Origin of the sequence: Mesorhizobium sp. M7A.F.Ca.US.006.01.1.1, from assembly GCF_003997935.1 — a bacterium.
Taxonomy (GTDB): Bacteria; Pseudomonadota; Alphaproteobacteria; order Rhizobiales; family Rhizobiaceae; genus Mesorhizobium.
The window spans coordinates 1-10709 of the sequence record NZ_RZQL01000238.1; the positions used below are offsets into that span (position 1 = coordinate 1).

Annotated in this window: 10 protein-coding genes; 8 read left to right on the forward strand and 2 right to left on the reverse strand. The window is 63.6% G+C overall.

Annotated features, from left to right (window positions below):
* Positions 1-1110, reverse strand: a 1110-nt coding sequence (locus EN943_RS29770; RefSeq protein WP_127415713.1) for an MHYT domain-containing protein, incomplete at its 3' end; no start/stop codon positions are given.
* 297 nt (positions 1111-1407) lie between these two features.
* On the opposite strand from EN943_RS29770, the gene EN943_RS29775 reads away from it, so the two are divergent.
* Both EN943_RS29775 and EN943_RS29780 read left to right on the forward strand, forming a co-directional pair.
* Positions 1408-2631, forward strand: a complete 1224-nt coding sequence (locus tag EN943_RS29775) for an argininosuccinate synthase (protein ID WP_127415714.1) — start codon at positions 1408-1410, stop codon at positions 2629-2631.
* A 5-nt stretch (positions 2632-2636) separates the two neighbouring features.
* Complete coding sequence (locus tag EN943_RS29780; protein ID WP_127415715.1) at positions 2637-3158, forward strand: hypothetical protein; 522 nt, start codon at positions 2637-2639, stop codon at positions 3156-3158.
* 58 nt (positions 3159-3216) lie between these two features.
* On the opposite strand, the gene EN943_RS29785 is transcribed toward EN943_RS29780, so the two are convergent.
* The gene (locus tag EN943_RS29785) at positions 3217-4014 is read right to left on the reverse strand and encodes a lytic transglycosylase domain-containing protein (protein WP_127415716.1); all 798 of its coding nucleotides are present in this window, start codon (positions 4012-4014) and stop codon (positions 3217-3219) included.
* Positions 4015-4155: 141 nt separating this feature from the next.
* Here EN943_RS29785 and EN943_RS29790 point away from each other — a divergent pair, with 141 nt between their 5' ends.
* From EN943_RS29790 to EN943_RS29815, 6 genes are all read left to right on the forward strand, one after another.
* Positions 4156-5403 (forward strand): NAD(P)/FAD-dependent oxidoreductase, encoded by a 1248-nt coding sequence (locus tag EN943_RS29790; protein WP_127415717.1) that lies wholly within the window; start codon positions 4156-4158, stop codon positions 5401-5403.
* Positions 5404-5494: 91 nt separating this feature from the next.
* On the forward strand, positions 5495-6592 hold the full coding sequence (locus tag EN943_RS29795; protein WP_127415718.1) for a putative zinc-binding metallopeptidase: 1098 nt from the start codon (positions 5495-5497) through the stop codon (positions 6590-6592).
* A 63-nt stretch (positions 6593-6655) separates the two neighbouring features.
* Complete coding sequence (locus EN943_RS29800) at positions 6656-7255, forward strand: DUF1236 domain-containing protein (protein ID WP_127415719.1); 600 nt, start codon at positions 6656-6658, stop codon at positions 7253-7255.
* A gap of 496 nt (positions 7256-7751) precedes the next feature.
* On the forward strand, positions 7752-8378 hold the full coding sequence (locus EN943_RS39000) for a CPBP family intramembrane glutamic endopeptidase (RefSeq protein WP_348630111.1): 627 nt from the start codon (positions 7752-7754) through the stop codon (positions 8376-8378).
* A gap of 290 nt (positions 8379-8668) precedes the next feature.
* A complete protein-coding gene (gene ffh / locus EN943_RS29810; protein ID WP_127415720.1) occupies positions 8669-10273 on the forward strand; it encodes a signal recognition particle protein in 1605 nt (534 codons plus the stop codon).
* Between the two features lie 7 nt (positions 10274-10280).
* Positions 10281-10613 (forward strand): chorismate mutase, encoded by a 333-nt coding sequence (locus EN943_RS29815; protein WP_127415721.1) that lies wholly within the window; start codon positions 10281-10283, stop codon positions 10611-10613.
* Positions 10614-10709: the final 96 nt, after the last annotated feature.

Consider the following 10709-nt stretch of genomic DNA (forward strand, 5'->3'; position numbering starts at 1 on the left):
GTTCTCAAAATCGTCGAGCCGCAACGGCTCGAACAGGGATTTCTCCAGCCTCGAGACCATGCCGAGCAGGTCCTTCTGATCCTTGAAGCGCTTGATAGCCGCGAACTCGTCACCGCCGAGCCGGGCGACGAACTCGCCCTCACCGGTGAGTTTCGCCAGCCTGCGGGCAACGATCTTGAGAGCCTGGTCGCCGGCCGCGTGGCCCCTGAGGTCGTTGATCTCCTTGAAGCGGTCGAGATCGATGACGATGACCGCCGTCATTGTGTCCTCGCCCTCGCATGCCCGGTCGATCTCATGGTCGAGGCGATCGTTGAAGGAGACCCGGTTGGGAAGGCCGGTTAGAGCATCGTTGAGGGCGAGATGCTGAAGCCGCTCGAAACTCTCCAGACGGCCACGCTCATCGATCAGATAGCTGGCGAAGCCGGTGGCCGCGACGATCAGGCCGACCACGGCGACGGCGACCGCCATGGCCACCAGAATATCGGGATTGGTGCCTGTGCTGATGAAGGACAGCGGCGTCACCGCCACCGCGGCCATGGCCGTAAAATGCAAGCCGACGATCGCCAGCACCAGCAGCCCGATGGCGAGATAGTGCGACCAGCGGTATGGCCGGCGCACGGCATGGCCGACAGCCAAGGCGGAGAACACCGCCGAGATGACCAGCGAGGCGGCGACATAGGAGCCGTTCCACTCGACGATGCCGGCAACGTGATAGGCCATCATGCCGGTGTAGTGCATGGCCGAGATCGCCAGGCCGACGACGACGCCGCCCCATTCCGGGGCTAGGCGCCGGCTCTTGCCGGATGCGAGGGTGAAGCCCAGCCCGGTGCCGACGATGGCGATGACCAGCGATGCCATGGTCAGGACCGGATCGAAGGTGATCGGCGCGCCGGGCTGGTAGGCCAGCATGGCGATGAAATGGGTGCACCAGATCGACGAGCCTGCGGCGACCGCGGTCAGGAACAGCCAGCCCTTCATCTGCACGCCGGTGGTTTTTCTAGAACGGTCGAAGAGGCCGATCGTCACCCAGCAGCCGGTGACGCACATCAGCGCCGCCAGCAGGACAAGCCACAGATTATGCTCCATGGCGATGCATGATATAACGCGCATCAAGAACGGCCCAAGTCCGAGGACACCCACGACAAAGCAGGCAAGAAGCCGCCCGGAACGTGGTCAAGGCGGCTTTGTCGTAAGTGTTAGCGGCGCGGCGTGAAAACTTGATTAAGTCCCTCCAGCAAATGCAGCCTTTGATTGCAGCAGATTGTTTTCGCTGCCGGCCGCCCCGGGGCATGCCTGGACCAGAAGCCATGCATGCACGCGTGCTTGCTCGCTCTGCCGTTCCTGCTAAAAGGCGCTGCGACAATCCGTGACGCCCAGGCTGGGGCGTCCGCCATCGACGGAGTAGAAATGTCCAAGGCCAAAGACGTCAAGAAGGTCGTGCTTGCCTATTCCGGCGGTCTCGACACATCCATCATCCTGAAATGGCTGCAGACCGAGCTCGGCGCCGAAGTCGTGACTTTCACCGCCGATCTCGGCCAGGGCGGCGAACTCGAGCCGGCCCGTCGCAAGGCCGAGATGATGGGCATCAAGGACATCCGCGTCGTCGACGTGCGCGAGGAATTCGTCGCCGACTTCGTCTTCCCGATGTTCCGCGCCAACACCGTCTATGAAGGCACCTATCTGCTTGGCACCTCGATCGCACGGCCGCTGATCTCCAAGCATCTGGTCGATATAGCGCGGGAAACCGGCGCCGACGCGATCGCGCATGGCGCCACCGGCAAGGGCAACGATCAGGTTCGCTTCGAGCTTTCGGCTTTCGCACTGAACCCCGACATCAAGGTCATCGCGCCGTGGCGCGACTGGTCGTTCAAGTCGCGCACCGACCTGATGAATTTCGCCGAGCAGCATCAGATCCCGGTGCCGAAGGACAAGAAGGGCGACGCACCGTTCTCGGTCGACGCCAACCTTTTGCATTCGTCCTCCGAGGGCAAGGTGCTGGAAGACCCATGGGTGGAGCCGCCCGAATTCGTCCACCAGCGCACCGTTTCGCCGATGGACGCGCCTGATACCGTCACCGAGATCGAGATCGAGTTCCTGAAGGGCGATCCGATCGCGCTGAACGGCAAGAAACTGTCGCCGGCGACCATGCTGGCGGCACTCAACGATCTTGGCCGCGACAATGGCATCGGCCGGCTCGACCTGGTCGAGAACCGCTTTGTCGGCATGAAGTCGCGTGGGGTCTACGAAACACCAGGTGGCACCATCCTGATCGCTGCCCACCGCGCCATCGAATCGATCACGCTCGACCGTGGGGCCGCCCACCTCAAGGACGAGTTCATGCCGCGCTACGCCGAACTGATCTACAACGGCTTCTGGTTCGCGCCCGAACGGCTGATGCTGCAGGCGATGATCGACAAGAGCCAGGAAGACGTCGAGGGCACGGTGCGCCTCAAGCTCTACAAGGGCAATGTCATGGTCACTGGCCGCAAGTCGAAGAAGACGCTTTACTCCGATGCGCTGGTCACCTTCGAGGACGACCGCGGCGCTTACGACCAGAAGGACGCCGCCGGCTTCATCCGTCTCAATGCGCTGCGGCTCAGGACGCTGGCCGCGCGCAACCGCACCAAGTAGCGCGGATGCGCGGTTTCGGTCGCTGCCTGGCGCCGCTGGTTGTTCTGACGACGCCCGCCGCCGGCCAGGAGTTCGACCCCACCTCTCTCGACCTTCCCGCGCTGATCGAGTGCAGGGCGGACGTTCCGACCTACAACGACTTTGCCCTGTGGCTGTCCAGCGCACCGGGTGCCGTTGAAACGCTTGGCTGGAAGGAGGTTGCCTCGGGCAATCCGTTTCTCAGCCAATACGAACTGCCGGCCAAGATCCGCGTGTTCAATCGCGAGACAGGATCGATCGTGTTTACCGCTGCGGGGCCGATGGCCCTGCTCGACGGCGTTGCCGCGCCGGAGCTTGCCAAAGAACTCAACGTCATGGCCGTTTTTTCCACGCCCCAAAAATTCCTTGGCGAGAAGGTCGTTGTCCAAAGCACCGAAGAGTCGGAAGGATTGACCTTCTCCACGGACGTCAAGCTCAACGTCTCGACCGTCGAGTCCCACCCCGGCAAGACCCTGGCCGGCTGCTCCTACACGCTCGAAATCAAATGAAAAAACCCGGCGTCGCGCTGGGTTTTTCATTCAAGCCAAGTCCATGAGGACGATCCTGTCAGTCGCCGTCGATCGCCGTGGCAATGCGGGCGATGGCCTGCTGATAAACGCTCGCGGAATTCCAGCCGGCAATCGCACCCATATTTGCACTCGCGCTCGCGCCCGCCCGCCAGCCATGGCCCTTGAGGAAGTTGGCGGTGGAAGCCAGCGCCGTGCTCTTGTCGCGCAGGTTCCCGCCGCCGACGCCATATTTCAGGACGTTTCCTGGCAGGAACTGCGTGTGTCCGATCTCGCCATGCGCGGCCCCGACCGACGAGGCTGTCAACGCCCCGCGATCAACCAGCTTCAGGGCTGCAATGGCATGCGGGTAGAAGAACCCCGGGCGGCGGCAATCATAGGCAAGCGTCAAGATGGCAGAAACCGTGTTCTGGTTGCCCATGGCCGAACCGAAGCCGGTTTCCATGCCCCAGATGGCGAGCAACACGCCCGGCGACACGCCGTAATTCGCTTCGATCTTGGAAAACAGCGCCGCATTCGACTTCTTCAGGGAGCGGCCCTTGGAGATGATCGCGGCGCCGCCGCGACGCCGCATGAAATCGTCCACGGAGCCGCTGAAGGCCTTGTGAATGCCGCGGTCCACGGAAATCGTCTTAGTCGCGTAGTTCGCCCCGGCCAGAGCGGCCAGCCCCTTGGCGCCTACACCTTCCGACCTGGCCTGCGCGGCAAAATCCTGCTTCCAGGCCTCGAAGCCGGCGCCGGTCTTGCCGCAGCTGGCCGCCGCCTGTGCGCCCGTCGCCAGCGCAAGCACCGCCACCACGGCCGCTGCAAACATCTTTCCCTTGGCAAGAATTGCCATGTTGATCTCCTGGTTGCCTGAATCACGTCCCAATTGCGAACTTGCCAGCGAAACGCGCACTTGTCACTGTCACCGCTGCAATGCTGGCGAATGCCGTGGAATTTGCCTAGGATCAAGTGATTATTGTGGCAAGGGGGCTGCATGCAAGACGTTGATGTCGTCATCATCGGCGCCGGCTCGGCGGGTCTTGCCGCCGCCAGGAGCCTGCAGGCGGCGGGGCTTTCCTTCACGCTGCTCGAAGCGATGGACCGAATCGGCGGGCGAGCCTGGACCAGCGACCAGCATTTCGGCGTGCCTTTCGACATCGGCTGCGCTTGGCTGCATGCCGCCGACCGCAATCCCTATTTTCCCGAAGCCCAGGCGGCAGGCTGGACGTTGCATCATCACGACATGAACGTCGATCATCTCTACTACCGCGAGCGCAAGGCGAGCGAAGCGGAAGAAGCCGACATGAAGGCCGCCGACGCAAAGCTGTTCGAACTGCTGGCCAGGCATGAAGTGAAGGACGGAGATGACGATCGTCTTTCGGCGCTGTTGGCAAAAGGCCATGCGCCGCGCGCCGCCGCCACCTTCGCCGGGCCGATGGATTTTGGTGCCGACGAGGACGAAATCTCGATCCTGGACTTCCAGGCCGCTGCCGATCTCGATCCGAACTACTTCAGCAAAGAGGGCCTTGGCGCGCTGGTGGCGCGTTTCGGCACCGGCGTGCCGGTCGAACTGTCGACTCCGGTGCGCAAGATCCTGTGGGACGTGCCCGGCGTCGCCTGCGTCACCGATCGCGGCACCGTCCGCGCCAAAGCGGTGATCGTCACCGCTTCGCCAGCGGTGCTCGCCTTCGAGGAGATCGCGTTCTCGCCGGCCTTGCCAGACACGCATTTCGGCGCCTTCTTCGACCTGCCGATGGGCATGCTGACCAAATTGCCGGTCGAAATATCGGGCACAAGGCTCGGGCTGCAGCCCTTCGACGACCTGCTGATCGAACGGATGGCCAGGCACGACATCTATTTCCTGTGCTTCCCGTTCGACCTTGACCTGATGGTCGGCTTCGTCGGCGGCGATTTCGCTTGGGAAATGTCGGCGGCCGGCGAAGCGGCCGGCATCGACTTCGTCGTCGACCGGCTGTGCGGCATCTTCGGCGGCGATACGGGCAAGCACGTCGGACGCGCCATGATGACCAATTGGGGCGGCGAGCGCTTCGTGCGCGGCGCCTATGCCGCCGCCCGCCCCGGCCGTTCGCTGGCGCGCGCGGCACTCATGCAGCCGGTGGCTGACAAGATCTTCTTCGCCGGCGAGCATCTGGCCGGTCCTCTGATGCAGACCTGTGGCGGCGCACGGCTGTCGGGCGAAGGGGTGGCAAGACAGGTTGTCGCCCAGCTTGCGGCCAAATAGCTTCAGGAAAATGTGGAACGCCGCGCGGCTGTTCGCGTTTGGCACGGGCCGCCGTGAACATCTATGTCACCTCCGGTGAATTGAGACCGACATGAAACTCTTCGACTGCCCGCATTGCGGCCATCGTATCTATTTCGAGAACGCCCAGTGCCTGAACTGCGGGAACTCCGTGCTCTACGATCCCGAGCACGCCTGTTTCGCGCTGGCGGGCGTCGACGGCGTCTTCCAGTGCACCAACGCCGACGAATGCGCCTGCAACTGGATGGCGGAACCGGGTCACGCTTTTTGCCGCGCCTGCGTGCTGAACCAGCTGATCCCGAACCTCTCCGTCGACGGCAACCGCCGTCGCTGGATCCGCGTCGAGGCAGCGAAGAAGCGCGCCATCTACTCGCTGCTGGCCTTCGGGCTGCCGGTGGCGCCCAAGCAGAACCCGGCCGACGAGATCGGCCTGGCATTCGACTTCCTCGCCGATCCGATCGGCGGCGGCCCCGGCGGCGAGCGCATCCTGACCGGTCACGACAATGGCCTGATCACGCTCAACGTCGCCGAGGCGGATTCGGCCGAGCGCGAGAAGCGGCGCGTCGAGATGGGCGAGAACTACCGCACGCTGCTCGGCCATTTCCGTCATGAGCTCGGGCACTATTACTGGGACCGCCTGATCCGCGACGATCCGCACAGGCTCGAAGCTTTCCGCGCACTGTTCGGCGACGACCGCGCCGACTACGAACAGGCGCTGAAGGCCTATTATGCCAATGGTGCGCCGCCCGACTGGCAGCAAGGTCATATCTCGGCCTATGCCACCTCGCATCCTTGGGAGGACTGGGCCGAGACCTGGGCCCACCACCTGCACATCACCGACACGCTGGAAATGGTCCATGCGCTGAACTTTCCGCTCGGCCGGCTGGAGACGGTGGAGGCCAACGACTTGCCGCGCGGCGACACCGGCGGCGAATTGCAGGCCGCACCCTCGGAGCCGGCGACCGTGCCGGAGCCTTTCGAAAAGATCCTTGCCCGCTGGCTGGTGCTGTCGGAAGCCTCCAATTCGATCAACCGCTGCATGGGCCTGCCCGACCTCTATCCCTTTGTCATTTCGGACGTCACGGCGCGAAAATTGGAATTCGTTCACGAACTTCTGACCGATTTGCCTGGAGAACAGGGAACAAATCGTGAGTCGGCGCAGGCGCTTTAGCGGGAACGCATGAGCTGCTGCCCCGTTTTCGCTGGCGAGGGACCATGAAAACGGAGAGAAACCATGAAATCCCTGTTGTTTCCGGCGGTCGCCGGAATGCTGACCGTGGTGTCGGGCGCCGCGTTTGCCGATACCGCCGTCTCAGCCGTCACCGATCTTAACGTGCGCGCCGGACCCGGCCCGCAATACCCTGTGATCGGCGTGCTCGCCGCCGGCCAGTCGGCAACGCTCAATGGCTGCATCGAAAACAGCAAATGGTGCACCATAGCCGAGGCCGGCGGCCAGGGCTGGGTCTATTCCGACTATGTGACGGCCGACATAGGCGGCAGCCGGGTGGTGCTGACGCAACGGCGCTCCAGTGTTGCTGTCGTCTCGCCGCCGGAGGACATCGGCAACTACTCGACCGATTATACCGGCGCGATCATCGCCAGCGATCCGGTCGTGGATGATTTCCCGCCACCCCCGGCTGAAGTCCGCACCTATGTCGACACGCATCGCCTCGATCCCATCTATCTCGATGGCGAAGTGGTAACCGGCGCGACCCTGCCCGACACCGTCGAGCTGCGCGAGATTCCGGACTACAATTACCGCTATGTCTATGTGAACGGCCAGCGGGCGCTGATCGATCCGCAGACAAGGCGCATCATGTACGTCGTGCGTTGACGACAATTGGCACAAGCGGCCGCTGCGACAGCAGCGGCCGCCAGCAGGCGGCACCGCAGCGCGTCGCCTCTCTTGCGCAGACGCTGCTCTGAGCGTTGTCCTTTGCGGAAAACGATTCCGATTTTCCGGGCCATCGGTTAGTCAATAGCGATGACTTTGGCAAAGGAGCCCGCGTGACCATCGATCCGGCCGCCTTCGAGCGTTACAGGCATTCGCCGAACGTCAGGACGACCTTGCCGCGCCTGTTGCTCGGAACGGGGATCGTCGTCCTTTTTTGGGCAGCAACCACCGTGGCCGTGCTGGTCGGCGGCACCTATGCCTTCTTCGCCTGGCAGGCGGCCCCATCATCTGGCATTAAAGGTTTCCTCGCTTCGCCCCTTGGCATCCTCACTGCGCTCGTCTCCTTCGCCGGCATCTGGCTCGGCCTGTGGGTCGCGATGCGCTGGGTGCATGGCGAGAAGCTGCCGGCGCTGCTCGGCAACAGCCGACGTGTTTCATGGTCGGGCTTCCTCAAGGGGCTGATCGCGGTGCTGATCACCTCGTTGATATCCGAAATCCTGCTCTATCTCTTGCAACCGCAGATCGCGCGCGGCCCGATCAGCCTGTCGTCCTGGCTGCTGTTTGCGATCCCGATCGCCGCGCTCACATTGCTGCAGACATCCTCGGAAGAGGTGCTGTTTCGCGGCTATCTGCTGCGCGGTCTCGCCAGCCGGTTCACAGCCCGTTCGTCTGGGCCCTGCTGCCGGCCCTGCTGTTCACCTCGCTGCATTGGAGCGCGAGTTCGTCGCCAGCCATCAATGCTTGCGTGCTGGCGTCGATCGCCGCTTTCGCGCTGCTGCTGACACTGGTGGTCTATGCAACGGGCAATCTCGGCGCCGCGCTGGGTGCTCACCTCGGCAACAACCTGACCGGCTTCCTGCTGATCTCGCATCAGGAAAGCTACAATTCCTTCGCCCTGTTCAACGCCAGGCCGCTCGAGGGACCGGGCTGGGCGACGTTGGATGCGGTTCTCATCGCTTTCATCGGCATCGCCTGCAGCCTGCTGACCATCGTGCTGCTTCTACATCCGCGTTCGCCGCTCAAGGTCGCCGCCGAGCTTCCGGACAGGGCGAGCACGGCCTGATTGCAGGCCCGGGAACGACGCAATCCGGTCTTTGTCTTGACTCTGCGTCCGATTTCCTGTCTACACGCCCCGAATTCCGCGACGAGTATCCCTCCGAGCAAGCCGACCAGGACGCCGAAGCCTCTTTGAGGTGAAGTGCTGTAAATCGATCCTGGAGGCCAACACCCGGCAGCGCTGAGCGCCCCCGGGTGCTTTTTGGCTTTTCGCTTGCACGGGCTTTTGCTTGGACACTTGGCGCGAACGCATTACTTCTCGGTCACCGTCCGGGTGCCTGGGAAAAAGGAAGAAGAATGTTTGAAACGCTGCAGGAGCGCCTTGGCTCCATCCTGAACGGCCTGACCGGCCGCGGTGCACTGTCGGAGGCGGATGTCTCGGCAGCACTGCGCGAGGTGCGCCGTGCGCTGCTCGAAGCCGACGTGGCGCTGGAAGTGGTGCGCTCCTTCACCGACAAGGTGCGCGAGAAGGCCGTCGGCGCTGCCGTGGTCAAGTCGATCAAGCCCGGCCAGATGGTCGTCAAGATCGTCCATGACGAACTGGTTGACATGCTCGGCGCCGAAGGCGTCGCCATCGATCTCAATGCCCCGGCACCGGTCGTCATCATGATGGTCGGCCTGCAGGGTTCCGGCAAGACGACCACTTCGGCCAAGATCGCCAAGCGCCTTTCGGAGCGTCAGAACAAGAAGGTCCTGATGGCCTCGCTCGACACGCGGCGCCCCGCCGCGCAGGAGCAGCTTCGCCAGCTCGGCGAACAGGTCAAGGTGGCCACGCTGCCGATCATCGACGGCCAGTCGCCGGTCGACATCGCGCGGCGCGCCGTGCAGGCAGCCAAGCTCGGCGGCCATGACGTCGTCATCCTCGACACCGCCGGCCGCACCCATATCGACGAGCCGCTGATGGTCGAGATGGCCGACATCAAGAAGGTGTCTAGCCCGCACGAAATCCTGCTGGTCGCCGATTCGCTGACCGGCCAGGACGCCGTCAACCTGGCCAAGAGCTTCGATGAGCGCGTCGGCATCACCGGCCTCGTGCTGACCCGCATGGACGGCGACGGCCGTGGCGGTGCGGCTCTTTCGATGCGCGCCGTCACCGGCAAGCCGATCAAGCTGATCGGCACCGGCGAAAAGATGGACGGGCTGGAGGAATTCCATCCCAAGCGCATCGCCGACCGCATCCTCGGCATGGGCGACATTGTCTCGCTTGTCGAAAAGGCCGCCGAAAACATCGACGCCGAGCAGGCGGCGGCGATGGCCAAGAAGATGCAGTCGGGCAAGTTCGACCTGAACGACCTCGCCGGCCAGCTTCAGCAGATGTCGAAGATGGGCGGCATGGGCGGCATCATGGGCATGATGCCGGGCATGGGCAAGATGAAGGACCAGATGGCCGCCGCCGGTCTCGACGACAAGATGTTCGGCCGCCAGCTCGCCATCATCTCGTCGATGACCAAGGCCGAGCGCGCCAATCCCGATTTGCTCAAGCATTCGCGCAAGAAGCGCATCGCCGCCGGTTCCGGCACCGACGCGGCCGAAATCAACAAGCTGCTCAAGATGCATCGCGGCATGGCCGACATGATGAAGGCGATGGGCGGCAAGGGCAAAGGCGGCGGCCTGATGCGCGGCATGATGGGCGGCCTCGCCTCCAAGATGGGCCTTGGCGGCATGATGCCGGGCGGCCCCGGGGGCATGGGTGGTGGCATGATGGGCGGTGGCATGCCGGACCTGTCGAAGATGGACCCCAAGCAGCTCGAAGCCTTGCAGAAGCAGGCACAGGCAGCCGGCCTCGGCGGCGGCATGAAAGGCCTTCCCGGCGGCGGGCTGCCCGGACTGCCCGGCGGCATGAAGCTCCCCGGCCTGCCCGGAATGGGTGGCGGCCTGCCCGGCCTTGGCAAGAAGAAGTAAGGACGCCATGAACGAAGAAAAGGACATGGCCGACGCACGCACCATCCTGGCCGACTACCGCGCCTCGATCGACAACATCGACGCAGCCCTCATCCACATGCTGGCCGAGCGCTTCCGCTGCACCAAGGCGGTTGGCGTGCTGAAGGCGACGCATGGCCTGCCGCCGGCCGACCCGGCACGCGAACAGCAGCAGATCGCCCGGCTTCGCCAGCTGGCGAAGGATGCCCATCTCGACCCGGATTTCGCGGAAAAATTCCTCAACTTCGTCGTCCGCGAAGTGATCCGCCACCACGAACAGATCGCCGCTTCCGCTTCCAACGGCGTGACGAAAACCAACTGAAACCCAATCAACGAACTTAGTTTTTAGGAGAAAAGAAATGCCCTTGAAGATCCGACTGGCCCGTGCGGGCTCGAAGAAGCGTCCCTACTACCACGT

What these genes read in the sequence shown, in the direction of transcription:
- EN943_RS29775 (WP_127415714.1), top strand. Translation starts at nt 1,408, where the DNA reads ATGTCCAAGGCCAAAGACGTCAAGAAGGTCGTGCTTGCCTATTCCGGC.
- EN943_RS29790 (WP_127415717.1), top strand. Translation starts at nt 4,156, where the DNA reads ATGCAAGACGTTGATGTCGTCATCATCGGCGCCGGCTCGGCGGGTCTT.
- EN943_RS29815 (WP_127415721.1), top strand. Translation starts at nt 10,281, where the DNA reads ATGAACGAAGAAAAGGACATGGCCGACGCACGCACCATCCTGGCCGAC.
- EN943_RS29800 (WP_127415719.1), top strand. Translation starts at nt 6,656, where the DNA reads ATGAAATCCCTGTTGTTTCCGGCGGTCGCCGGAATGCTGACCGTGGTG.
- EN943_RS29795 (WP_127415718.1), top strand. Translation starts at nt 5,495, where the DNA reads ATGAAACTCTTCGACTGCCCGCATTGCGGCCATCGTATCTATTTCGAG.
- EN943_RS29780 (WP_127415715.1), top strand. Translation starts at nt 2,637, where the DNA reads ATGCGCGGTTTCGGTCGCTGCCTGGCGCCGCTGGTTGTTCTGACGACG.
- EN943_RS29785 (WP_127415716.1), bottom strand. Translation starts at nt 4,014, where the DNA reads ATGGCAATTCTTGCCAAGGGAAAGATGTTTGCAGCGGCCGTGGTGGCG.
- EN943_RS39000 (WP_348630111.1), top strand. Translation starts at nt 7,752, where the DNA reads ATGGTCGGGCTTCCTCAAGGGGCTGATCGCGGTGCTGATCACCTCGTT.
- ffh (WP_127415720.1), top strand. Translation starts at nt 8,669, where the DNA reads ATGTTTGAAACGCTGCAGGAGCGCCTTGGCTCCATCCTGAACGGCCTG.